This window comes from Selenomonas sp. oral taxon 149 str. 67H29BP (assembly GCF_000146365.1).
Lineage (GTDB): Bacteria > Bacillota > Negativicutes > Selenomonadales > Selenomonadaceae > Centipeda > Centipeda felix.
In genome coordinates this window covers 1,373,689-1,397,291 of record NZ_GL397087.1, presented here as the reverse complement: position 1 = coordinate 1,397,291, position 23,603 = coordinate 1,373,689, and the positions used below count along the sequence as shown (strand labels likewise).

Annotated in this window: 25 protein-coding genes; 17 read left to right on the top strand and 8 right to left on the bottom strand. The window is 58.4% G+C overall.

Annotated elements, in window-relative coordinates; translation table 11 throughout:
* Nucleotides 1-102 precede the first annotated feature (102 nt).
* A complete protein-coding gene (locus tag HMPREF9166_RS06650; protein WP_009753224.1) occupies nucleotides 103-849 on the bottom strand; it encodes a hypothetical protein in 747 nt (248 codons plus the stop codon).
* 226 nt (nucleotides 850-1,075) lie between these two features.
* On the bottom strand, nucleotides 1,076-2,956 hold the full coding sequence (locus HMPREF9166_RS06645) for a heavy metal translocating P-type ATPase (protein ID WP_009753223.1): 1,881 nt from the start codon (nucleotides 2,954-2,956) through the stop codon (nucleotides 1,076-1,078).
* 551 nt (nucleotides 2,957-3,507) lie between these two features.
* On the opposite strand from HMPREF9166_RS06645, the gene HMPREF9166_RS06635 reads away from it, so the two are divergent.
* The 9 genes from HMPREF9166_RS06635 to HMPREF9166_RS06595 all read left to right on the top strand — a co-directional run bounded on the left by HMPREF9166_RS06635 (nucleotide 3,508) and on the right by HMPREF9166_RS06595 (nucleotide 10,264).
* The gene (locus HMPREF9166_RS06635; protein WP_009753221.1) at nucleotides 3,508-4,077 is read left to right on the top strand and encodes a gamma carbonic anhydrase family protein; all 570 of its coding nucleotides are present in this window, start codon (nucleotides 3,508-3,510) and stop codon (nucleotides 4,075-4,077) included.
* Entirely contained in the window at nucleotides 4,077-4,493 is a 417-nt protein-coding gene (locus HMPREF9166_RS06630; protein ID WP_009753220.1) for a hypothetical protein, read from the top strand. The genes HMPREF9166_RS06635 and HMPREF9166_RS06630 overlap by 1 nt, the downstream gene beginning before the upstream one ends.
* 15 nt (nucleotides 4,494-4,508) lie before the next feature.
* On the top strand, nucleotides 4,509-4,883 hold the full coding sequence (locus tag HMPREF9166_RS06625; protein WP_009753219.1) for a pyridoxamine 5'-phosphate oxidase family protein: 375 nt from the start codon (nucleotides 4,509-4,511) through the stop codon (nucleotides 4,881-4,883).
* Between the two features lie 121 nt (nucleotides 4,884-5,004).
* Nucleotides 5,005-5,973 carry a TAXI family TRAP transporter solute-binding subunit gene (locus HMPREF9166_RS06620; protein WP_009753218.1) on the top strand — a complete coding sequence of 323 codons (969 nt, stop codon included), beginning with the start codon at nucleotides 5,005-5,007 and terminating at the stop codon, nucleotides 5,971-5,973.
* On the top strand, nucleotides 5,970-6,440 hold the full coding sequence (locus HMPREF9166_RS06615; RefSeq protein ID WP_006690361.1) for a DUF1850 domain-containing protein: 471 nt from the start codon (nucleotides 5,970-5,972) through the stop codon (nucleotides 6,438-6,440). The genes HMPREF9166_RS06620 and HMPREF9166_RS06615 overlap by 4 nt, the downstream gene beginning before the upstream one ends.
* A gap of 118 nt (nucleotides 6,441-6,558) precedes the next feature.
* The gene (locus tag HMPREF9166_RS06610; protein ID WP_009753217.1) at nucleotides 6,559-8,478 is read left to right on the top strand and encodes a TRAP transporter permease; all 1,920 of its coding nucleotides are present in this window, start codon (nucleotides 6,559-6,561) and stop codon (nucleotides 8,476-8,478) included.
* Nucleotides 8,475-9,692, top strand: coding sequence for a YwqG family protein (locus HMPREF9166_RS06605; protein ID WP_009753216.1), 1,218 nt, complete (start codon nucleotides 8,475-8,477; stop codon nucleotides 9,690-9,692). Before HMPREF9166_RS06610 ends, HMPREF9166_RS06605 begins: the two co-directional genes overlap by 4 nt.
* 69 nt (nucleotides 9,693-9,761) lie before the next feature.
* Nucleotides 9,762-10,025: a type II toxin-antitoxin system RelB/DinJ family antitoxin gene (locus HMPREF9166_RS06600; protein WP_009753215.1), complete on the top strand. Its 264-nt coding sequence runs from the start codon at nucleotides 9,762-9,764 to the stop codon at nucleotides 10,023-10,025.
* Nucleotides 10,025-10,264, top strand: a complete 240-nt coding sequence (locus HMPREF9166_RS06595) for a Txe/YoeB family addiction module toxin (RefSeq protein WP_009753214.1) — start codon at nucleotides 10,025-10,027, stop codon at nucleotides 10,262-10,264. The genes HMPREF9166_RS06600 and HMPREF9166_RS06595 overlap by 1 nt, the downstream gene beginning before the upstream one ends.
* A gap of 82 nt (nucleotides 10,265-10,346) precedes the next feature.
* Here HMPREF9166_RS06595 and HMPREF9166_RS06590 read toward each other — a convergent pair whose 3' ends face one another.
* Nucleotides 10,347-11,084, bottom strand: coding sequence for a DUF3153 domain-containing protein (locus HMPREF9166_RS06590; RefSeq protein ID WP_009753213.1), 738 nt, complete (start codon nucleotides 11,082-11,084; stop codon nucleotides 10,347-10,349).
* A 297-nt stretch (nucleotides 11,085-11,381) separates the two neighbouring features.
* Between HMPREF9166_RS06590 and HMPREF9166_RS06580 the strand changes: the two genes are divergently transcribed.
* The 4 genes from HMPREF9166_RS06580 to HMPREF9166_RS12960 all read left to right on the top strand — a co-directional run bounded on the left by HMPREF9166_RS06580 (nucleotide 11,382) and on the right by HMPREF9166_RS12960 (nucleotide 13,936).
* Nucleotides 11,382-11,816 (top strand): flavodoxin, encoded by a 435-nt coding sequence (locus HMPREF9166_RS06580; protein ID WP_009753211.1) that lies wholly within the window; start codon nucleotides 11,382-11,384, stop codon nucleotides 11,814-11,816.
* Nucleotides 11,817-12,136: 320 nt separating this feature from the next.
* Nucleotides 12,137-13,105 (top strand): hypothetical protein, encoded by a 969-nt coding sequence (locus HMPREF9166_RS06575; protein WP_009753209.1) that lies wholly within the window; start codon nucleotides 12,137-12,139, stop codon nucleotides 13,103-13,105.
* 93 nt (nucleotides 13,106-13,198) lie between these two features.
* Nucleotides 13,199-13,669, top strand: coding sequence for a DUF262 domain-containing protein (locus HMPREF9166_RS12965; protein WP_371137029.1), 471 nt, complete (start codon nucleotides 13,199-13,201; stop codon nucleotides 13,667-13,669).
* Nucleotides 13,670-13,714: 45 nt separating this feature from the next.
* Nucleotides 13,715-13,936 carry a DUF262 domain-containing protein gene (locus tag HMPREF9166_RS12960; protein WP_009753207.1) on the top strand — a complete coding sequence of 74 codons (222 nt, stop codon included), beginning with the start codon at nucleotides 13,715-13,717 and terminating at the stop codon, nucleotides 13,934-13,936.
* A gap of 94 nt (nucleotides 13,937-14,030) precedes the next feature.
* Here HMPREF9166_RS12960 and HMPREF9166_RS06565 read toward each other — a convergent pair whose 3' ends face one another.
* The 3 genes from HMPREF9166_RS06565 to HMPREF9166_RS06555 all read right to left on the bottom strand — a co-directional run bounded on the left by HMPREF9166_RS06565 (nucleotide 14,031) and on the right by HMPREF9166_RS06555 (nucleotide 16,745).
* Complete coding sequence (locus HMPREF9166_RS06565; RefSeq protein ID WP_039981149.1) at nucleotides 14,031-15,317, bottom strand: glucosaminidase domain-containing protein; 1,287 nt, start codon at nucleotides 15,315-15,317, stop codon at nucleotides 14,031-14,033.
* Nucleotides 15,318-15,393: 76 nt separating this feature from the next.
* A complete protein-coding gene (locus tag HMPREF9166_RS06560; protein WP_009753204.1) occupies nucleotides 15,394-16,170 on the bottom strand; it encodes a class I SAM-dependent methyltransferase in 777 nt (258 codons plus the stop codon).
* Complete coding sequence (locus HMPREF9166_RS06555) at nucleotides 16,167-16,745, bottom strand: HD family hydrolase (protein WP_039981147.1); 579 nt, start codon at nucleotides 16,743-16,745, stop codon at nucleotides 16,167-16,169. The genes HMPREF9166_RS06560 and HMPREF9166_RS06555 overlap by 4 nt, the downstream gene beginning before the upstream one ends.
* 155 nt (nucleotides 16,746-16,900) lie before the next feature.
* On the opposite strand from HMPREF9166_RS06555, the gene pheA reads away from it, so the two are divergent.
* Complete coding sequence (gene pheA / locus HMPREF9166_RS06550; RefSeq protein ID WP_009753202.1) at nucleotides 16,901-17,749, top strand: prephenate dehydratase; 849 nt, start codon at nucleotides 16,901-16,903, stop codon at nucleotides 17,747-17,749.
* 42 nt (nucleotides 17,750-17,791) lie between these two features.
* Entirely contained in the window at nucleotides 17,792-18,826 is a 1,035-nt protein-coding gene (gene aroF, locus HMPREF9166_RS06545) for a 3-deoxy-7-phosphoheptulonate synthase (RefSeq protein ID WP_009753201.1), read from the top strand.
* A gap of 69 nt (nucleotides 18,827-18,895) precedes the next feature.
* On the opposite strand, the gene HMPREF9166_RS06540 is transcribed toward aroF, so the two are convergent.
* Nucleotides 18,896-19,267 (bottom strand): RidA family protein, encoded by a 372-nt coding sequence (locus HMPREF9166_RS06540; protein WP_009753200.1) that lies wholly within the window; start codon nucleotides 19,265-19,267, stop codon nucleotides 18,896-18,898.
* Between the two features lie 110 nt (nucleotides 19,268-19,377).
* Nucleotides 19,378-20,793: a pyruvate kinase gene (pyk, locus tag HMPREF9166_RS06535; protein WP_009753199.1), complete on the bottom strand. Its 1,416-nt coding sequence runs from the start codon at nucleotides 20,791-20,793 to the stop codon at nucleotides 19,378-19,380.
* Nucleotides 20,794-21,002: 209 nt separating this feature from the next.
* On the opposite strand from pyk, the gene HMPREF9166_RS06530 reads away from it, so the two are divergent.
* Nucleotides 21,003-22,439: a sodium:alanine symporter family protein gene (locus tag HMPREF9166_RS06530; protein WP_009753198.1), complete on the top strand. Its 1,437-nt coding sequence runs from the start codon at nucleotides 21,003-21,005 to the stop codon at nucleotides 22,437-22,439.
* 155 nt (nucleotides 22,440-22,594) lie between these two features.
* Nucleotides 22,595-23,560 carry a 6-phosphofructokinase gene (pfkA, locus tag HMPREF9166_RS06525; protein ID WP_009753197.1) on the top strand — a complete coding sequence of 322 codons (966 nt, stop codon included), beginning with the start codon at nucleotides 22,595-22,597 and terminating at the stop codon, nucleotides 23,558-23,560.
* Nucleotides 23,561-23,603: the final 43 nt, after the last annotated feature.

The window sequence follows — 23,603 nt, the reverse complement described above, 5'->3', positions numbered from 1 at the left end:
CCCGCTAACGGGGGAAGTGGCGAGCGCAGCGAGCCGATGGGGGATATGTAACAGCCCCTTTTATGTCTCTATTATATCAGAGAGCCGTGTAACGTGCAAGATTTATTCGCTGCGGGCTGCATCCTTGTGCCCTGCATCGTCCTTGTCTTTGCTCTCCGCATCATCGAGTGCCTTCTTCGTCAGTGCGGCAGTGAGGGAGGTGACGGCGTTCGCCGTCGCATTGTCCTCTTTGGGGGCGGCGTTTTCCTTTTCCTTTGCCGCAGCGGCGTCGAGGTCGGCGCGCTCCTGCACGGACTGACGCCGCAGGGCGTCGGTATGCTCTGCTTTTTCCTTGATGATATTTTGGAACTCACCGATGTTTTTTGCGTTCTCACTTATCTGTGTGCCGATGAGTCGCTTATCCTCTCCTGTGAGCCCTTCGGCATTGTATTGCCGTTCTAATTCGCGCCCCTTCTTGTAGAATGCGCTGAGCCAATCCTCATCGGTCATTCCCGCTCGCTTCAGCTTGTCCGCTTCCTTCTGCAGGAGCGCCTTATCGTCGTCTGTGAGCTTCTCGTCGGTCGCGATGCGCTGCTCGATGGCGGCGGCTTCGTCCTTTTTCGCGCGTTTCTCATCCAGCTCGTTCTGTTCGGCGGCGAGTGCTGCCTCGGCAGGGGTCAGGCGGTCATCGGGGGCATCCATTGCACTCAGTTCGCGGCCTTTCGCACTGATATAGACCTCGGCGGCACGGGAGAGGATGGTCGGTGCAGCTTTTGTGTTTTGCCCTGCTGCCTGTCCCGTGGCCTGACGTGCGGGATGATTGTCCGTGTGCAGAAAGGAAAGTTTTTCATCGATACGCTGTGTTTGCATGATCAGCACCTCCGCAGAGAACGATCTCTTTATCTATCATATCGTATGGAGGGGAGATTGCTTAAGGAAGCACTGATAAAATGAGGTCAGCCAGATTGGCGTAGATTTTTTGTCCGATTGAGGCAGCAAACCGGACGCATAGCGAGGGCTATGTGGAGGATTTGCTAACGAAAAGCGGGCGAAAAAGATGCGTCAAGATGGTTGTGCTGAATTTATCAGTGTTTCCTTAAATATGGATGAAGTCCTTCTGCGCCCGCATGGCACGCATGGCATTGAGGACGGCGAGGAGGGTGACGCCCACGTCGGCGAAGATCGCCGCCCAGAGGCTTGCCCAGCCGAGTGCACCGAGGAGGAGGACGGCCGCCTTGATGCCGACGGCGAGGGCGATGTTCTCCCGTGCGATGCGGACGGTGCGGCGTGCGAGGGCGAGGAGGGAGACGAGCCTGCGCGGTTCGTCGGTCATGAGTACGACATCTGCCGCCTCGATGGCGGCGTCCGCACCGATGCCGCCCATGGCGATGCCGATGTCGGCACGTGCAAGGACGGGCGCGTCGTTGATGCCGTCGCCGATGTAGGCGAGTGTCCTGCCCGCGCGCTCGGCGGCGAGCAGACGCTCAAGATGCGCCGCCTTGTCCTGCGGCAGGAGTTCGGCGTATACCGTGTCGATGTCGACCGCCGCAGCGACGCTCTGTGCGGCGGGGCGGGCATCGCCCGTGAGCATGACGGTCTTGCGGATGCCGCATGCCTTTAGATCGCGGACGGTGTCTGCTGCATCCTCCTTGACCGTGTCGGCGACGCAGATCATGCCCGCATACGCTCCATCCACGGCGAGCCAGATCGCACCCGCAGGTGCGGCAGGCGGGAGATCGGCGACACCGCTCTCGCTGAGGTATGCGTGAGTGCCGATGCAGATGACGCGCTTTTCGCTGCGCGCGGTGATGCCGCGTCCCGCCCGCTCCTCGATGTCATGGACAGCCGCAGGGGTGCCGCCGCATTCCGCGAAGGCACGCATGACGGCCCGCGCCATCGGATGGGACGAGTGCTGCTCTGCGGCGGCGGCGCGGGCGAGCACCTCCTTTTCCGTAGTGCCTGCGGCGGGGAGAATGCGCGTCACACGGAGGCTGCCCTCGGTGAGCGTGCCCGTCTTGTCAAAGACGATGGTGTCCGTACGGGCGAGCGCGTCGAGATAGGAACTGCCCTTGACGAGAAGACCCGCACGGGATGCTGCCCCGAGTCCCGCGAAGAAGGTGAGCGGGACAGAGATGACGAGGGCGCAGGGGCAGGAGATGACGAGGAAGGTCAGTGCACGATAGACCCACGGAGCGAAGGGCTCTCCCATGACGAGCGGCGGCAGGACGGCGATGGCGAGAGCGGCGCATACGACGACGGGCGTATAGATGCGCGCAAAGCGTGTGATGAACGCCTCCGTGCGCGACTTCTTATCCGACGCCTCCTCCACGAGCTCCAGAATGCGCGCCGCAGCGGACTGCGCATAGGCGGCTGTGACGCGTACGGTCAGTGCACCCGTGATGTTGACGCAGCCGCTGAGAAGCGTATCTCCCATACGCACGGTGCGCGGCAGGGACTCGCCCGTGAGTGCGGCAGTGTCAAGCGTGCTCTCGCCTGCGGTCACCGTCCCGTCGAGCGGCACGCGCTCGCCCGGATAGATGCGGATCATGCTGCCGACGGCGACCGCCGCAGGATGTACGATCTCCTCGCGCCCGTCCATGAGGACGCGCGCCGTGTCGGGACGGATGTCCATGAGCGCTGTGATGGAGCGGCGTGCACGCTGAACGGCACGATCCTGAAGGAACTCGCCGAGCTGGTAGAGCAGCATGACAGCGACGGCCTCGGCATAGTCGCCGAGTGCGAGTGCGCCGATCGTGGCGGTGCTCATGAGAAAGTGCTCGCCAAAGATATGCCCCCGATGCAGATGCACAGCGGCACGGCAGAGAACATCAGCGCCGACGAGGACATATGCCGCGAGAAAGAGAACGGTGCCCGCCGTTCCCTCGCCGCAGAGCATGCCGAGGAGAAAGAGCAGCGCTGCCGCCGCGATGCGCATGCGCATGGACAGGTACGCGCTCCGCTCCGCCTGTGCATGCATGCATCCGCACCCGCATTCATGAGACTGTGCTGCTGAGTCCATGATGGATCACCGCTTTCTGCTTTTGTATGAACAGTTATTCATACGTTGATTATGGCGCAGAAGCGCGATGAAGTCAAGCGAAGATGTGGAAATCACGGATAAATTCAGCGCGATTTTTAAGGAATTTTTTTGCCTGCCCTTTGAAGAAATAATCGTCTGTCTTTTCGTAATGCTGTGTTCTATTAAATTTTCCTGGAGGGCGCAGAACTATTGCAATAGCACGGGGGATATGGTAAATTATCACTCGTATTTCTTGTACGTGTGCCAACATTCGAAAGGGAATGGGGGGGAACGGCATACGGCACATTTGGAAGAATTAGCTGGCCTTGGCGAGGGATACCTTGAGACTTGGCGGGATGATTAGTGTCTGCACGGGAGAGACGCGCACGAGCGCGTCGTGCATCGACGACCAAATGGCAGGAAATACAGGCTGGTGAGGATCACCAGCTTTTCTTTTTGTCCGAAATGCGATAAAATAAATTGTGCGCATCTGTTTGAAAGGAGCTGCTATGTTTACATTCAAAGGAGACGGATTCCATGCCTTTCACGGCATTACGCCGCAGATTCACGAGGAGGCGTTCGTCGCGCCGCAGGTGTTCCTCTCGGGTGATGTGCGGCTCGGGCAGTACGCGAGCCTCTGGCCGGGGGTTGTCGCGCGCGGCGATGTCAACTATATCTCGGTCGGCGTCTGCTCCAATGTTCAGGATCTCACGTGTCTGCACGTCGCGGACGATAATCCGTGCATCATCGGCGACTATGTGACGGTCGGGCACAGCGCGTGCATCCACGGCTGCGAAATCGAGGATCATGTGCTGATCGGCATGGGCGCGATTGTCCTCACGGGGGCAAAGATCGGGCGCGGCTCGATTATCGCGGCGGGCGCCGTGGTCAAGGAGAATGCCGTCATTCCGCCGAACTCGCTCGTCGCGGGCGTCCCGGGCAAGATCGTGCGTGAGAACATCGACCGCATCAAGACGATCCATGCCCAAGCAATCAAGTACAAATGCGAATGGTCGGTGGAGTACGGCGTCTATCCCGAGATTGGCGGCGAACGCTACCACGGCGAGAAGGTCATCTGATGGCGGATGCGGAGGAGCTGATCCGCCAGCCGCACGGAAAAGAGCAGCAGATAAAGATGGAGATCGTCTCCATGATCCACGGCGGTGAGTCACCCTATGACGTGATCTATCACGTCGCACAGTGGCTGGAGAAAGCCTCGGGCGAACCGGGCTACGCCCAGTACGTCGAGGATGCGATGCGTTCGGTCTACGGCTGTGCGCTGCAGCATGTACGGCCGATGGAGGATGAGCTGCGCGACGTGGAGGCACGCCTCGTCCGCATCCGCGCTGCCTACGAGGACCCTGTATTCACCGAGGAGGAGAAGAAGCGCATCCGCTTTGCGATCGACCTCCACGTGAAGAATATCGCGCGCCTGAAGGAGTGCATTGCGCGCGCCAAGGCGAACGGCGAGCCGGCAGAGATTGTGAAGAATTGAAGAAGGAAGAAAACGATGCTGACAGATGTATTTTTTGAATGCCTGAAACACGACGGCATTGTGTCGGTGGCGTCGGTGACGCCCGAGAACGAGGCACATATCGCGAATACGTGGAATAAGTACATCATCGTGACGGAGGATGAGCGGATTCTGATCCCATGCTATGGGTTCCGCAAGACGGAGTGCAATGCGGCGGAGCATCCGCGCCTCGCACTGACGCTCGGCAGCCACGAGGTCGAGGGCCGTCGCGGGATGGGCACCGGCTTTTTGCTGATAGGGACGGCGGAGTTCCGCAAGGACGGCGCGCTTTTTGAGCAGATGCATGCCAAGTGCTCGTTTGCGAACCGCGTGCTGATCTTTACGCCGGATTCCTGCCGGCAGACCCTCTGAACACGATTGTATACCGCGATACAAACGCCGCCCTGCTTGCGTGCAGGGCGGCGTTTATGTTACTATATTTCTGTTATTCCGTTTTTTTGTGGAAAATCGCTCATTTTAGGAGGGAAAGAACATGAACATCTCTACCGTAAAGAAAATTTTTGCGGCAGGTGCAGTCCTTGTATTCTCTGCTGCACTCCTTACCGGCTGCGGCGGCGACTCTGCATCGGGCAAGAAGTTCCTGAACATCGGCACAGGCGGCACGGCGGGTACCTACTACCCGATCGGCGGCGCGATTGCCGAGATTCTGAACAAGGAGATCCCGGGGATGAACGCGAGTGCGCAGAGTACGGGCGCGTCGGTGGCGAATATCAATATGCTGCGCGACAAGGCGATCGACCTTGCGACAGTGCAGAACGATATTACATACTATGCCGTGACAGGCACGGAGATGTTCGACGGCAAGAAGGTGGACGGACTGCAGGGGATCGCCTCGCTCTACCCCGAGACCTGCCAGTTTGTGACGCTCCAGTCCTCGGGCATCAAGAACATCTCGGAGCTGAAGGGCAAGCGTGTCGCGGTCGGCGCGGCCGGCTCGGGCGTTGAGGCGAATGTGCGCCAGATCCTCGCAGCATACGGCATCTCCTACGATGATATTGATGCGAAGTTCCTCTCGTTCGCCGAGGGGGCGAGCGCGCTGAAGGACGGCAACGTGGATGTTGCCGTGCTGACGGCGGGCTATCCGACGGCGTCTGTGCAGGATATCGCCTCACAGAACCCCGTACGTCTCCTCCCCGTGGAGGACAAGGCTGCGGATGCGCTGATCGCAAAGTATCCGTTCTATACGAAGACCACGATCCCTGCGGGGACGTACGGCGGATTCAATGAGGACATCCCCTCGGTCTCTGTCATGGCGATGCTCGTTGCGGGGCCCTCGGTGGATGCCGACATGGGCTACAGCATCACGAAGGCGATCTTCTCGAACCTCGATCGCCTGCAGGCCGCGCACGCTGTCGGCAAGCAGATCACAAAGGCAACGGCGGAGGATGGAATGTCTCTGCCGATGAATGCGGGGGCGGAGAAGTACTTTAACGAGAAATGAGAGCCTATCTGATCGCTCTCGCCGCGGCGGTGCTCCTCATCGCATTTGATATTCTCTCTGCGCCGGCGCTTCTCATGCACGCGGGCGGAGAGACGACTGTCCTCGTACGGGAGATCGGCAGAGAGGGCACGCCGCTCACCGTGCGGTTCATCCACTCCGTGCAGAAGACGCCCGTCGAGGAGTTCCTCACCGTCTATCCGGACGGACATTTCCACCTCACGGGCACGCGCTACCAGTCACACGGCGTGGGGCTGCCCTTTCTCCCCGAGGAGGGGACGTTTCACGAGGAGGATGGGCATTTCATCCTCGATATGGATCGCGACTATGACACGCTGAGCCTGCGCACAGGTGTGGGGACGGAGCTGACCATTACGGCGGGCGGCACGGACTATCCCCTCTATGAGCGCTGTCCTGACGGCACGCGCATCGACCTCGTCGCTGCACCGCTCTATACAAGCCTATTATAAGATTTCCGGGGCTGCGGATCGTGGCCTCGTATTTCTTTTTCCGCAAATATTTTATGTATCGTGAAAATCTTTGGGGCTTGCCGCTGCCGAAAGAATTATTTAAGGATGTGAAAACGCTATGACTGACCATGCTGCAAATGCGGAAGAAATACTCAAAACGTATGACCGCGAATCCAACACCGCCCACTATACAGGCTGGCCGAAGAAGATCATTGCGGCGATTGCCATTACATTTTCCATCTTTCAGCTCTACACGGCGATCTTCGGCGTGCTCGATGCACAGCTGCAGCGTGCCGTTCATCTCGGGTTTGGGCTCGCGCTTGCCTATCTCCTCTATCCCTTTCGGCGTGCGTGGACGCGGGATCACTACTTCCACCCGATCGACATCGCATTCGCCGTCCTCGGCGCGGCGACGCCCGCCTATCTTGTCATCCAGTACCGTGAGCTGATTACACGTGCAGGGATCGTATCGACCACGGATGCCGTCGTCGGCGGACTCGGCATCCTGCTCGTTATCGAGGCGACGCGGCGTGTCGTGGGGCTGCCGATGGTGACGGTCGTGCTCGCCTTCATCGCGTATGCCTTCCTCGGTCCCTACATGCCGGGCGTGCTCGCACACCGCGGACTCAGTCCGGAGCAGCTCATCGGACATCTCTACTTTACGACGGAGGGCATCTTCGGTATCCCGCTCGGCGTCTCCTCGACGTTTATCTTCCTCTTCATTCTTTTCGGTGCCTATCTTGAGAGCACGGGGCTCGGCAAGTTCTTCATCGACCTCGCCAATGCACTCGCGGGCTGGGCGAGCGGCGGCCCGGCGAAGGTCGCCGTTCTCTCGAGCGGGCTGATGGGCACGGTCTCGGGCAGCTCAGTCGCGAACGTCGTCGGCACGGGCTCGCTCACCATCCCGATGATGAAAAAACTCGGCTACAACGCGAACTTTGCGGGGGCGGTCGAGGCGGCGGCCTCCACGGGCGGACAGCTGATGCCGCCGGTCATGGGCGCGGCGGCGTTCCTCATGGCAGAGTTCGTCGGCGTCCCCTACATCGATGTCGTCAAGGCGGCGGCGATCCCCGCGCTTCTCTATTTCACAGGGGTTTGGCTCGGCGTTCACTTTGAGGCAAAGCGCAAGAAGCTGAAGGGCATCCCGCGCGCCGAGCTGCCGAATCCACTGACGCTCCTGAAGGAACGCGGGCATCTCGCGATTCCTCTCGTCGTGATCGTCTATCTGCTCGTTTCGGGCTATACGCCCATGCGTGCGGCACTCGTCGCCATCTTCCTCTCCATCCTCTGCGCCATGCTGCGCAAATCGACGCGCATGAAGCCGATCGAGATCGTCTACGGCCTTGAGCGCGGCGCGAAAGGCGTGCTCGGCGTGCTCGTCGCCTGCGCGTCGGCGGGCATCATCATTGGCGTCGTCACGAAGACGGGCGTCGGCCTGCGTCTCGCATCGGGACTGATTGATCTCGCAGGCGGGATGCTCCTGCCTGCGATGTTCTTCACCATGATTACGGCGATTGTGCTCGGCATGGGCGTGCCGACCACGGCGAACTACGTCATCACTTCGACCATTGCCGCGCCTGCGCTCGAGCAGATGGGCGTCCCTGTGCTCGCTGCGCACATGTTCGTGTTCTACTTTGGCATCATCGCGGATGTCACGCCGCCTGTTGCCCTCGCTGCGTACGCGGGGGCGGGCATCAGCGGAGGAAATGCGCTGAAAACAGGCGTGCACGCGTCAAAACTGGCGATAGCGGCATTCATCATCCCGTATGTATTCGTCCTCTCGCCCGTCCTCCTCATGGTTAATGCGACACCGCTCGCACTCGTCTCAGTCACGCTCTCTGCCCTCCTCGGCATGATCGCCGTCAGCTCCGCGCTCTGCGGTTTCCTTGCCGATCACTGCCGCCCGTATGAGCGGCTGCTTCTTATCGCTGCAGGGCTCCTCATGATCGCGCCGGGCAGCACCACCGACCTCGTTGGACTTGCTCTCTTCGTCGTTATTCTCGTTATGCAGTATCGGCGGGCAAAGGAGGCAGCATGAAGACGGCACAGGAATACATCGAGGAACGCAGCTTCTTCGATGCAGTCAAGGTACTGTACGAAGCTCCGGAAGCCGAGCGCGATGCGCTCTGGAACTATCGCATGGGCTATGCCCTGTACTTTTTTGCGGTCAATCGGTATCCGAAGCTCTGTGTTCTGCGTCTGGCTCTCGGCTATTTGGAGCGTGCAGACGAGGATGCGGAGAGCAAGGCAGAGATCGAGCGCGTCTTCTATGGAAAGCCCGGCGGCATGACGGCGCGGTGCCAAGAGGCGGTTGAAAACAAGCACGGCTGGTATGCGGAGGAGCCCGTTTCTATGAGTGTGGAGCAGCTCGTGCGTGAGGCTGAGGCAGAGCGCGAGCGTGTGCGCCGTGAGGTGACGGCGTTCTTTGAACGCACGCAGCGGCGTGAGATTGCGATCTCGCATCATCCTGCACAGGAGAAACTCCCCGTCGGTGCGAGCAAGTTCTACGGAACGCCCGATCTGCCCGCAGATTTTGACTGGCCGCACTATAAGGGAACGGACTTCGAGGGCGTGACGAAGAACCGCCCGCTTGCCTTTCTCGCGCAGATCAACCTTGGCGAAGCCGCGCCGTATGACCGTACAGGTCTCCTGCCGAAGACGGGCGTGCTCAGCTTCTTCTATGAGACCGTGTCGATGGAGTGGGGATTTGAACTAAAGTCTGAGGGATATGCACGCGTCTATTATTTCCCCGAGACGGAGGGGCTTGTCCCGACACAGATTCCGGAGGAAACGAAGGAGTGGAGCGTGGGCGAGCAGGCGCTGACCTTTGCGGATGCCGTCAGTCTTCTGTCGTCTTTTGCATACAGCCGCAGCTGCGGCAAAGAGGTGGATTGGGATACCTACAACGAACTGCGGGCGGAGTTCGGATACGATGCTGCCGCTCACGAGGACAATCCCATGAAGATGCTCGGCTATGCCGACGAGATTCAGAATGAAATGGAGCCGGAGTGCGAACTCTACAGCAGGGGCATTGACGGAGACATGCAGGAAGAGCTTTCCGAAGAAGAGGAAGCGGAACTTGTGAGAAATGCTGCAGATCGCTGGGTGCTGCTGTTTCAGATGGGCACCGTCGAGGACGGTGAAACGGAGCTTATGTACGGCGACTGCGGTCTGATCTACTTCTGGATTCGGAAGGAAGACCTTGCTGCGCGGAACTTTCATCACGTCCGATTGATTTTGCAGTGTGGATGAAAGATAAAGAAAAACGCTTGCAAAAATCATTATATTTGCGTATTCTATCCTTGTAAAGGAGTGAGTGCGATGGAACAGGCAGTTAATGTAAACTTTCGACTGGACGCAGCGGTAAAGAAGAACATGGAGCAGGTTTGTGCAGAACTTGGGCTCTCCATGAGTGCGGCGTTTACGATCTTTGCCAAGAAAGTGGGACGGGAACGCCGAATCCCATTTGATGTCTCTGTGGATCCGTTTTATGATGAGCGGAATCTGCACTATCTCGAACAAAAGCTGGAAGCATACCGAGCGGGAAAGCTGCGCTTTGTCGAACATGATCTCATTGAGAATTGATGATGAGAAAGCGTAGGCTTCAGTGGGATTTTGATGCGTGGGAAGACTATCTCGATTGGCAGAGAAACGACAAGAAAATCCTAAAGCGTATCAATCAACTCATCCGAGAAGTGGTTCGCGATCCCTTTTGCGGCATGGGAAAGCCGGAGCCTCTGCGAGGAAATCTTGCAGGATTTTGGAGTCGGCGCATTGATGGTGAGCATCGACTGGTTATCTTGTTGAGGACGAGAGCATTTTGATCTTTGCCTGTCGCGGACATTACGGCTGACACAAAAAACATCCCTGCCGCATAGCAGGGATGTTTTCGTATTCAATTCGCAATCAGTGCTTTTCTTCTGCCTTCACATCGATGATCGGGCCGTCGATCAGCTTCTGCTCCTCGGGCTCGGATCCCTTGCGGCGGCGCCAGATCAGGAAGGCGATCACGCCGATCAGAACGAGTACAGCGATGACCGTACCGATGATGGCCGTTTTGTTCCAGATGCGGAACGAGACCTGAATCGGCGAAGATTCGCCCGTGACGAGTGTCTTGCCAAGGTTCCACGTGAGCGTCCTGCCGCCGTCTTCCTCGCGGTCGGCGTTGGAGCTCGATGGTGCGGATGGGAGCGTCATCTGATAGGTGAACGTGATGTTGCTCGCGAATGCACCTGCACCGCCGCCGTTCTGACTCCCTTCAAACAGGAGGTCAAAGTTATAGTCCGTGTAGAAGAGGCTCTTCTTCACCGTAATGCCCGTGTTCTTGCCGTCATGTGCGGCGAAGAATTCCTGATCGGACAGCTTGTCCACCGAGTCGTAGTGCTCCGTGATCTCGTAGCCCGACATATTCTCCTTTGTGACGGGCGCGACCTGCGCGTCGGGGTTCTTTGCCAGCATGGACGTCTTGCTCTGCTCGACGATTTGAGCGAGCATCGGCGCACTGACGAGCGTCGTCTTGAGATCGGCAGAGCCGTCGTTGTTGACTGTGACGTTCACGTCGCCGCTGAAACAGCCGCTCGTCAGGACGAGCAAGCCAAGCGTCACTGCGGCGAGCATTGTGCGCATGTACTGCGTAGTGAACATAGTATACCTCCCCTAGATTTGACCCCATAAATTCGGATTGAGATTTATCCGTATTGTACATGAGGGAGGGGAATTTTGCAAGGAGGAATACCTTAGTGGGCAGATGCTGCTCCCCTCTGATGCACAGAAACTATTTCCTGAAAAATTTTATCTATTTAGAGATAGGAAAGATTCGGTTGTCAGTGATGCGTATTTTCGCTATAATAGACATAGAATGATTCTGCTTGAGTATCTGCACCGTACGGCAGCTCTTGCCGCAGCGGAGCAGAGGAGATATTTTCATGAGGAGGATTTCACATGGCAAAGGTAGCAGTTGTATACTGGTCCGGCACGGGCAACACGCAGAAGATGGCAGAGGCTGTTGTCGAGGGCGCAAAGGGCGCAGGTGCTGAGGTCGAGTGCTTCGAGGTGGACAGCTTCTCCGTCGATCAGATCGACAGCTTTGACGGTCTCGCGCTCGGCTGCCCCTCGATGGGCGCAGAGGAGCTCGAGGAGGGCTCGTACGAGCCGTTCTTCGCGGCTGCGGTGGACAGCGGCAAGCTCTCCGGCAAGCCCGTTGTGCTCTTCGGCTCGTGGGGCTGGGGCGCAGGTGCTTGGATGGAGACGTGGTCTGAGCGCACGAAGGATGCAGGCGCAAACCTCGTCGATACCTTCATCGTCGAGAACGAGCCGGACGACGAGGGGATCGAGGGCAGCAAGAAGCTCGGCGCAGCCATCGCCGGTGCATGCTGATCGGTATCCCTGATCATATTTTTGACGAGAAGAGTCGCTTCGCGCGGGGCGGCTCTTTTTCTATGGAGTTGTTGCAGGAATTTTGCCACATGATAGAGAAATTAACAAGATATACATGAGGGGTGTATACTGAGCAAGGAAGCACTGATAAAATGAGGTCTACCAGATTGGCGTAGATTTTTTCGTCCGAACGAGGTGGAAAACCGGACGCAGAGTGGTGCTCTGTGGAGGATTTTCCGCCGAAGTACGGGCAAAAAAGATGCGTCAAGATGGTAGTGCCGAATTTATCAGTGCTTCCTAAGGGAAAGGAATGATGATGTATGGAAACAGAAGCGGCGTCTGTGGCAGTGCAGACGGCAGGCTTTATTCATCCTGTGATGGCGGATGTTATGACCATCCTGTCGTTCGTCCTCGTCGTCGCGAGTGTCGGGATCGCCTCCGTGGCGACGTACTATGCGTGGCGGCAGTCGGGCGGCACGATTGACGCGGTGGAAAAGGATGTCGCGTGGCTGCGCAAAGAGGCGGAGCGTCTCTCGAACGAGATCAAAAGCGTCGCGGCAAAGGACAGCATGACCGCGAGCGAGATCACGCAGCTCAAGGAAAAGATCGCACAGCTTGAGGCGGCGCTGGCGGAGGCGGGGGAGCGGCCTGCGGCACCGCCGCCCGAGGAGCCCGCACCGGAGCCGGAGCTGCCTGCCCCTGAGCCCGAGCCCGAGCTGCCGGCACCGGAGCCAGAGCCGGAGCTGCCCGAACCGGAGCCGGAACTTGAGCCGGCCCCGGCACCGGAGCCTGAACCCGAACCCGAACCGGAGGAAGAGGAGGACGACGATCTCGACCTCGACGCACTGCTCGATAGTAAGCCGATATGGCAGGATCTCCTTGACGACTATCACGCCCTTTGCGAGAATTTTGACCGCACGAAGGGTGCGGAGCTGTGCATGCCGATCATCACGAAGTACGGGCTGCACCTTCTCGTTTGCTCCGACCACGCCGCCGTCGAGAACGGCAAGGCGATGCCGAAGTTTGAGGAGGTCGAGGATCTCAACGAGGCGACCTTCTGGGCGTATGACATCCCAGGGCAGCCGGACGACTTTGCCGTCGTTCCAAGCCCCATGTTCCCCTACGATCAGAAACTGCATGAGAGCGGCGGCATGAAGGAAACCTTTGCTGCACGCTATGAGGCCGGCACGACCTACGATCACGTCAGCGTCGATATGCCCGCACTCTTCAGCAAACGCAACGACAAGTGGAACATTGAGCAGCCGGGACTCCTGCGGCTCGTGGAGTAAAAGTACCGATAAAAAAAGAACCGTACACGAGGGAAACACCTTGGTACGGTTTTTTGTGTCATGGAGAGATTTTGATTTCAGGCGGCGTATGATATAATAATCATTATTTGCGGCCTTATCGCCAGTATTACACAAAATTTTCCGGTGGGAGCGGCCATGTTCTTAGAATATGGCAACGACAATGTTCATTTCAAGTATCGTATGATAGAGGGAACACCAAAGTCCGATGCTAAGCCGGATTTTCTGATACTGGACGGTCAGCAGCGCCTGACGTCCATCTATTCTTCTTTGTGCAGCTCTCGTGCGGTAAAGACCAAAACAGATAAGGGCAATCCTATCACGCGTTTTTACTACATAGATATTCCGAAGGCTGTTGATCCCTCCGTTGACCGTATGGATGCCATTATTTCCGTCCCGGAAAATAAACAAATGACGTCCAATTTCGGCAGGAAGATTGACCTTGATGTATCGACAGCCGAGAAGGAATACGAAAATAAGCTGTTCCCGTTGAATATCATGTTGGACAGCGTAAAAGCAACGCAGTGGCAAATCGGATATATGTAATATTATCAGGCAGATCCATCTGTCTGCCAAGAATATCTCACGTTCATGAGTGAAATTATTCAAACGGTATCACACTATCAAATTCCTGTCATTACGCTGGACAAGGAAACACCAAAGGAAGCCGTATGCCAAGTATTCGAGAATGTGAACCAAGGCGGCGTGTCGCTGACGGTATTTGAGCTTGTCACGGCGGTATTTGCAATGGATGATTTTGAACCGAGGCCGGATTGGGAGAATCGAAAATACAAAAAAATGGGGGTGTGCTAAAGATAAGCACACCCCCGTTAGTTTTCTGCCCGAATCGGACCAAAAATCTTCGCTAATCTGATGAACTTCATTTTATCGGTAATTCTCAAGGATATTATTTCTTTTTCCCCTTCTTGTCGCTTATGTCCTTTAGACATGCCTGCAGGAGAATTTGATTCACGAGGATGTCGGTGTTTGCGGGGGCGATGGCGGCGGCACCTGCGAGGGTTTTCCATGCGCCCGTGTAGTCTTTCGTGTGGATGAGGGCGACGGCGAGGGCGTTCTGTGCGTCGGCATTCGCAGCGTCACGATGGATGGCGTCGCGCAGGACGGGGAGGGTCTTTGCTGCGGCGTTTTCTGCGAGGAGGGTGAGTCCGTAGTTGTAGCGTGCGCCCGCATCGTCGGGCGCGAGTTTCAGGTATGCTTCGTAGGCGCGGCGAGCTTCCTTGGTGCTGCCCTCTGCGGTATGGGTGAGGGCGATGCCAAGGTATGGCTCGGGGCGACGTGTATTGCGTTTCTGTGCGGCGGTGAAGTCGGCACGCGCGGCGGGGAGGTCGCCGCGGTGGAGGTAGACGAGGCCGCGATAGATGTAGCTGTCAGCGTCGGCTGCCTGCATGATGCGCGCATTCGCGGCGTGGAGGGCGATGTCGGAGCCGTCAGGGAGAGCAGCGCGGTCACGGATGGCGAGGATGCCTTGTCCGTAGGTGGTGCCGGGGACGGCCCAGACGCCGTTGAGCTGTACCCAGTGCGTGAGTTTGCCGAAGATGTCGGGGCGTTTTGTGCGGAGAAGGTCATAGCGCGGATCAACAATGGGGCTGTGCGGCGGCGTTGTGCTTGCGTAGGCGAGGAGATGCTGGATGTGCGCGCGCGCGCCCGTGCGCATGTCGGGGAAGGAGAGTCCCTTTGCGCCGTTCCCCGTTGCGCCGAGTCCGCAGAAGTTGTTCTGCCGCCAGTCCACGTCGCCGCCGTAGGCGAAGAAGCCCGTTTCTTTGTACGCCTGTGCGAGGGCGACGTCGGGGCGGATGCCCTCGCGCTCTGCTTCCTCGTAGTAGGCATGGACAAGTTCCTTGGGAGAGCCCGTGAGCTTTGGCTTTGGGTTGCGGGCGAGGAGGCAGGCGAGCATCTGCTCCTCGGATGCAGTGGGCTCACCGAGGATGGTGACCTCGGCGGGGGGCTGTGTGGGGACGGTGAGAATGTCGAGATGTGGGGCGGGAAGAGCAAAGGGCAGACTCGCAGCGAGTTTCGCGTCAATCACTTTCGTCTGCGGGAGTTCGGCAGGGAACGCAGGCCGCGGGATGCTTGGTGCACTGTCCTTTGATGCGGGCGCAGGCACAGCGAAGGAATGGGGGGCGCAGAGGAGAGCGGCGGCAGCGAGGGCAGCGGGCAGTGTGGAGAGTTTCATGGTGATCGTCCTTTCTATGGATGCGGTGACCGTTTCCTTTCGAAATTTACAGTAAAACGTTCGTCTACGGCACAAGTCACTTTGTTCCATAAAGCATGCCGACACCGCGCAGCATAAAGCGGAGGAGGGCGGGCATGGGGATGTTTCGCTCGGTATTCGGGAGGTAGGATACGTCGGCAATGCCATGCTGTTTGAGGCAGGCAACGAATTCATCCATGCTGCCGTACATATCCTTGTTCCCATAGGTGTCATGCAGGGCAAACGCACCGCCTTTTTTCAGTACGCGCAGAGCTTCCTCAACGAGCATGAATTTGTCCTTTTGCGTGCGTACTTCGTGAAAAACAAAGTTGCTGACAACAGCGTCGAAATGATTGTCGGGGAAGTCGAGTTTCGCTGCGTCACCGTGCTGAAATGTGCAGCGATCTGCGACGCCTTCGGCGGCGGCGTTTGTCTCGCACTGTGCCTGCCCATAGTTCCACATTGGCGGCCAGTAGTCGATGCCTTGTACCGCAGCGAGCGGAAAGCGTTTCGCTGCGGCAATGCTGAGCGCGCCCGAGCCGCAGCCGACCTCAAGCACCCTGCCGCGGCCGTCCCACGGCAGATGATCGAGCAGATAGCTGTGAATGCGGCGCATGAGCCCGCCGCCTTCGAAGTCGAATACACGGCGGCAGTAGTACATATAGATGACGACAACGGTTGCGACGAAGGAGAGAATGAAAAGGATGAAGAAGGGGGCCGTCACGTGGTCGAAAATGAGCGCATAGAGCGCGGTGAACATGTAGAGTCCGCCCGCAATGGATGCGAGAGTTTTCATCATCGGTGCGGAGATCCAATTGCCATAGTTCGTTTTCATCTTTCATCTTCCTTTTGCAATGATGCGATCACTTCATCGACCTCACGGTTTACCTCTGCGCGCAGCCCTTTGAGCACGGGAGAGAACGCTGACTCTTTCACGCCATAGGTGTGCTGCAGGTCGTATTCGAGGGGCAGCCATGCAGCAGGACCACACTCGTTGTGCGTGATGACTGCCTCCATGCGGTCGAGTGCCTTGAGGAGGCGGGCTTCCTCGGTCTCACACATATCCATCTCGTCAAAAAGGGCACGTATCTCCTCCGTGTAGGGAGTGGGCAGTGCGGCGATCCATTTGTCGCGGAGCTCGTGCTCACGGGCACGGTCGGCGTCTGTTTTTTCAAAGGTTGGGATGTCGCCTGTAAATACCTCTCCTACGTCGTGCAAGAGCGCCATGAGGAGGACGCGCGTGAGGTCGGCTTTGGGGAACTGGTCGTGCAGAAAATACGCCATCAGCGCCATGCGCCAACTGTGCTCGGCGACACTCTCCTGTCGCCCGGATTTCATCCAAGCGTGGCGCGTACGCTCCTTGAGGCCTGCGATGACGTGCAGGATGGACAGATAATCGTTTGGGGTCATAGCTGCTCCTTTACTGTTTCCTTGAATGATTATAACATATTGGTGAACCTTGGGGGAGATGCTATAGTAATGAAAGTGTTTCGCAATAGACTTGTCAACGAGCCGTACATATAGTATGATATGGTACATCGTTTTTGTAAGAGGAGGGCGTGCAGGTGAGAGAGACGATGGGGGTGCTCGGCCCCGTGGGGACGCACAGCGAGGCGGCGGCGCGCTATCTCATGGAATGGCAGGGGCTCGATCACGAGATTGTCTGCTATGGCGATATCGGGGCGTGCCTTCGTGCAGTGGAGACAGGTGCGGTGGATGCGGCGTTTGTCCCTGTGGAGAACTCTCTTGAGGGGGCGATCGCTGTGACGCTCGATGTGCTCGCGCGCTCGGATGTGCTGCGCGTGCAGCGTGAGGTGATCTGGCCCGTGCATAACTATCTGATGGCCCGGCGCGCGGATGTGGAGATCCGTACGATCTACTCCCATGCGCAGCCCATCGCGCAGTGCAGGGATTTTCTCCTGCGCCGCTATCCGCAGGCGGAGCTCATCAAGACGGCGAGCACGGCACGCGCGGCGGAGATGGTGGGGGCAGCACCTCTGGACGCGGGGGCGGCGGCGATCTGTACGCGGCGTGCGGGGGCTCTGCATGGTCTGGTGGAGATCGCGGGCAGGATCGAGGACAGCGGGGCGAACTGCACGCGCTTCTTTGAGGTCGTGCGTGCGCGGGAGATACTGCCGCTCGCATCACCCGATACGATCCTGCTGGTGGCACAGATCGATGGTTCGCGGCCGGGGGCACTCTACAATGTCCTCGGTGAGTTTGCCCGCCGCGAGGTGAACCTCACGCGCATTGAGTCGCGTCCCGCACGAACGGAGCTGGGCGCATATCTTTTCTTTTTCGATCTCGATGCGCACAGCGGTGCCTCAGCGAAGGCGATTGCCGCCGTCGCACGGCGAAGCGTCTGGCTGAAGGAGCTGGGACGATTTCCGGTGCATCTCGCCCACAATGAATAGAGAGCACTGCTATTTTTAGGGATTCGGGAAAGGAGTTTTACGATGGTTGTTATTATGAATGCAGATGCCACGCAGGCTGATATTGAGGGGGTCATCAGTGCTATCGAGGAGAAAGGGCTCGAGGCAAAGGTGATGGAGGGCGCGCATCAGAAGATTGTCGGTGTGATCGGCGATAAGACGAAACTTGCCGCAACGCCGCTGGATGCGATGCACGGCGTTGAGACGACGGTCGCTATCTCGAAGAGCTACAAGCTCGCGAGCCGCGAGTTCCATCCCGCCTCGACGGTGGTGGATATCCGCGGCATTAAGATCGGCGACGGGACGCCCGTGGTGATGGCGGGGCCGTGCGCTGTGGAGTCGCGCGAACAGCTCCTAGAGACGGCGCAGCTCGTCAAGGAGGGCGGTGCGCAGTTTATTCGCGGCGGTGCGTACAAGCCGCGTACCTCGCCCTATGCGTTCCAAGGCCTCGAGGAGGAGGGGCTGAAGTATCTTGCCGAGGCTCGTGAGAAGACGGGGCTTGCCGTTGTGACGGAGGTCACGGTGGTCGAGGCAGTGGACACGGTCGCCGCCTACGCCGATCTTCTGCAGGTCGGCGCACGCAATATGCAGAACTTCGGCCTTCTGCGTGCGGTCGGACGTGCGGGCAAGCCCGTCATGCTGAAGCGCGGACTCGCAGCGACCATCGACGAGTGGCTGAACGCCGCCGAGTACATCATGAATGAGGGCAATCCAAACGTCATTCTCTGTGAGCGCGGCATCCGCACGTATGAGACCTATACGCGCAACACGTTTGACATCAGCGCGATTCCCGCGATCAAGCACCTCTCGCATCTGCCGATCATTGCCGACCCGAGTCACGGTACGGGAAAGTGGCGCATGATTAAGCCCGTGTCCCTCGCCTCTATCGCGGCAGGAGCGGATGGGCTCATCATCGAGGTGCACCCGAATCCCGCACGAGCCCTCTCCGATGGACCGCAGTCGCTGACGCCGGAGAACTACCGCAATCTCATGGCGAGCGTGCAGAAGCTCAGCCGCTTTATGAAGGATGAGCATATCGAACCGATGGTGATGGAGTAACGCAATAGAAAAATGCGGTGATACGAATGTCAAATTCGTATCACCGCATTTTTATTGATTACCCCTCGATTATACCTCGGCGATGACCTCGATCTCGCAGAGTGCACCTGCCGGCAGCGCCTTTGCAGCGACGCAGGAGCGGGCGGGTTTGCCCGTGAAGTGGCGGGCATAGACATCGTTGAATGCGGCGAAGTCCGCGATGTCCGCGAGGAAGCAAGTGGTCTTGATGGTGTGCGAGAGGTCGGTACCGGCAGCACTGAGGACGGCGGCGAGGTTCTTGCAGACCTGCTCTGCCTGCCCTGCCACGTCCGTTGCGGTGATCTTGCCTGCGGCGGGGTCGATGCCGATCTGTCCCGAGGTGTAGACGAGGCTGCCGACGCGCATTGCCTGACTGTAGGGGCCGAGGGCGGCGGGGGCGTTGTCGCTGTGAATCATTTCCATAGAGAGGCTCCTTTCATCAATAAGGGCTGGTGTACGAAGCGTTCTGTTTCGTACACCAGCCCTTTCACGATTCTCACAGCACTGTTTTGCGGTGTGGGAATTTTCTCTGTTTAGTGGATCGTCGTGACGCGGACGGCGATGGAACCGCCCTCGTTGTAGGTCATGCCTGCAACCATGACAACCTTGTCGCCGTGGTCGACATAGCCGTTGTCGAGAGCACTCTTGGTGCAGGACTCGATCATCTCCTCGACGCTCGACCACTTGCGTCCTTGGATGGAGTAGACACCCCAACGCAGGTTGATGTGGCGTGCGACCATCGGGCTCGGCGCATAGGCGACGATGGTCGCCTTCGGACGGTATTTCGACACGACGCGCGTCGTGTAGCCGGACTGGGTCGGCGTGAGGATGGCGGTGGCACTCGTCTCGTAGGCGAGCTGCACGGTCGCATGGGAGACGGCATCCGTCGTGGAGGAACGCTCACGGATCTGACGTGAGCGGATGAGTGAGTCGTACTCAAGCGACTCCTCGCAGCGCTGGGCGATGGTGTTCATCATCTTGACCGCCTCGACAGGGTAGTTGCCGCTTGCGGTCTCACCCGAGAGCATGATGGCGTCCGCACCGTCGAAGATGGCGTTGCCGACGTCGGAGACCTCGGCACGTGTCGGACGCGGATTCTCGGTCATCGACTCGAGCATCTGCGTAGCGACGATGACGGGCTTGCCGACGGCGTTGCACTTGCGGATGATTTCCTTCTGGATGACGGGCACATCCTCAGCGGGCACCTCGACACCAAGGTCGCCGCGCGCGACCATGATGCCGTCGGAGACGGCGAGGATCGCGTCAAAGTTGTTGACGCCCGCGAGGTTCTCGATCTTCGGGATGATCTCCATGTGGCCGCCGTGCTTGGCGATCAGGTGGCGGATCTCCTCCACGTCAGCAGGGCGCTGGATGAAGGATGCCGCAACGAAATCCATGTCGTTCTCGATGCCGAAGATGATGTCGCGCTCGTCCTGCTCGGAGATGGCGGGCAGGCTCAGCTCGATACCGGGCGCTGCAACGCGCTTACGCGTGGACATCGCACCGCTGTTCTGGATGGTGGTGATGATGTCCTTGCCGCGCACCTCATCGACAACGAGCTCGACGAGTCCGTCGGAGAGCAGGAGCTTGTCGCCCGGCTTGACCTCACTGTAGAGCATCTTGTGGTTGACGCTGACGTGCGTCTCATCGCCCGGCGCATCGTCGTACGTGAGCGTGAATTTGTTGCCCTTCTCGAGGTGCACCTTGCCGGCGGCGAATTCGCCGAGGCGCATCTCCGGTCCCTTGGTGTCGAGGATCAGCGAGATCACCTTCCCCGCGTGCTCCGCAGCGGCGCGTACCTTCTTGATGCGCTCCATATGCTCCGGATGCGTACCGTGGGAGAAGTTGAAGCGTGCGCAGTTCATCCCGTTCTCGATGAGTGCATCGACGATGCCGTCCGGATCCGTGGCAGGACCCTGTGTGCAGATAATTTTTGTTTTTTTCAGCATGACATATCCCCCGTTTTTTTGTCCCTGAGTTTACATCTATGGATATTCTACACTCTTTTTGAGGAGAAGTAAAGATACTATGCGTACACATGCCGCTAGTTGATGGAGGTTTATTTATCTGGACAATGAAAGAATACACGGATGCAATTTGACAAGAACCTTTTTTTTCGCTTATTATTGAAACTGTTTTTATAGGAAAGGGTGATACGATGGATTTTCTCAATTCGGCCGTGGGGACGATCAATGACTTTTTGTGGACTTATATCATCATCGTCGTCCTCGTTGGCTGCGGGCTGTGGTTCACACTCTCGACGAAGCTCGTCCAGCTGTGTGCGCTGCCCGAGATGGTGCGCCTCCTCACGGGGGATCTCGGTCGCCGCCCGAGCGGGCGCAAGGCAATCTCGTCGTTTCAGGCGTTCTGCGTCAGTACGGCGTCGCGCGTCGGCGTCGGCAATATCGCAGGCGTTGCCATCGCCATTGTGACGGGCGGCCCCGGCGCGGTGTTCTGGATGTGGGCGATTGCCTTTGTCGGGACGGCGACGGGGTTCGTGGAGAGCACGCTCGCGCAGATCTACAAGATTCCGCGTGGACATGGGCTCTTTCACGGCGGCCCTGCCTACTACATCCAGAATGCGCTCGGTCAGCCTGCCGTGGCAAAGCTCTTTGCCGTGCTGATCTCCGTGACGTTCGGTCTGATCTACGTCTCGGTGCAGGCAAATACGATTGCGCTCTCGGTGGAGAAGGCATTCGGCGTGGAGACGTGGATCATGGGCATCGCCCTCTCGGTGCTGGCGGCACTCGTGATCTTTGGCGGGCTCAGCCGCATTGCGACGTTTACGACGTTCCTCGTACCGATCATGGCGGGAATGTATCTCCTCATTGCGCTCACCATTGTCATCATGCACATCGATGCGGTGCCGGGGATGTTTGCCCTCATCCTGCACGATGCGTTCAGTCCGCAGGCGGCGGTCGGCGGCGGCATCGGCACGGTGATCCTCACGGGAATCCGCCGCGGTCTGTTCTCGAATGAGGCGGGCGAAGGCTCGATCCCGAATGCGGCGGCGACGGCGAGCGTGACCCATCCTGTTAAGCAGGGACTGGTGCAGGCGTTCGGTGTCTACGTCGATACGTGGATTGTCTGTTCGGCGACGGCGTTCATCGTGCTCCTCACGGGGCAGTACACGATCGGCGGCGACGTGAGTGGCATCGCACTTGCACAGGATTCGCTCGCGAGCGTCTTCGGCACGTGGGCTTCGTCGCTTCTCTCGATTCTGATCTTCCTCTTTGCGTTCAGCTCGGTCGTCGGCAACTACTACTACGGCGAGATCAACATCCACTTTTTCGGTGCGAATGTAAAGACGGCGCTCAATCTCTATCGCGCCGCCGTGGTCGCGATGGTGTTCTTCGGCTGCGTCGCTGCGTTCCAGCTCGTCTGGAACCTCGCGGATCTCTTCATGGCGATGATCTGCCTCACGAACCTATACGCGATTACGCGGCTCGCGCCCTATGCGCGGATGGCACTGCGGGACTATTTCGCGCAGAAGGCGGCAGGGAAGAATCCAATTTTTGATCCGGCCATTCTCCCCAATCAGCGCGGTGTGATGGCATGGAACGAGGATGAGTTCCGCGCACAGAAATACGAATAAAATATTTGGGGGAGCGCTCTGCGAAGCGAAAACTTCGTGCGGCAGTTCCTCCTTCTTTTTTCTATGAAAGTCTTTACTTTTGATGCGTGCTTTCGTAGAATAGAGAGCAAGAACAATACGCGCGTGAGCGCAGGATCGAGACGGGGGATGGTTTTATGCTGAAAAAGGCAATCGCGGTCGTCACGTCGGGGGGAGACAGCCCCGGCATGAATGCGGCGGCACGCGCTGTGGTGCGTACGGCGCTCTATGAGGGCGTCGATGTCTACGGTGTGCACAACGGATACAGCGGTATGGTGCACGATGATATTGAGCAGCTCACATCGCGCAGCGTCAGCGATCTCATCCAGCGCGGCGGCACATTCCTCGGCACGGCGCGCAGCAAGACGTTCATGACGCCCGAGGGGCGCAAGACGGCCTACGAGAATCTCCGCAAACGCAACATCGAGGGGCTTGTGATCATCGGCGGCGACGGCTCGCTGACGGGCGGCTCACTCCTCAGCAAGGAGACGGGAATGCCGATCGTCGGGCTGCCGGGCACGATCGATAACGATGTCTGGGGCATGGACTATACGATTGGCTGCGATACGGCGTGCAATACGATCGTCGATGCGATCAATAAGCTGCGCGATACGGCGTCGGCGCATCGCCGCATCATCATCGTCGAGGTCATGGGACGTCACTCGGGTTGGCTGGCAATGATGTCGGGCATCGCGGGCGGTGCGGAGTATATCCTCGTACCGGAGGTTGCATTCGATCTCGAGGAAATCAGTCTTGAGCTGAAGGAGATGTACGAGAGCGGCAAGCGCTACAGCATCATCGTCGTTGCAGAGGGCGCGGGCTCGGGCGTTGAAATCGGCAAGATCATTGGCGAAAAGACGCAGATCGATACGCGCGTCTCGGTGCTCGGACACATTCAGCGCGGCGGCTCGCCGACGGTGGAGGACCGCATCAAGGCGTCGATGCTCGGTGAGAAGGCGGCACTCGCGATCATTTCGGGAGTAACCGACGTGGTCTACAGCTTTAACGAGGGGCAGGTCGTGGGGGTCAACCTCTTCGAGGCGGTCAATAACAGCAAGACACTCGATCCAGAGCTCGTGCGGCTCTCGCGCGTGCTGGCATAATGATGCTTTTGAGGGGCTGCGGTGCCCATGTGCCGCAGTCCTC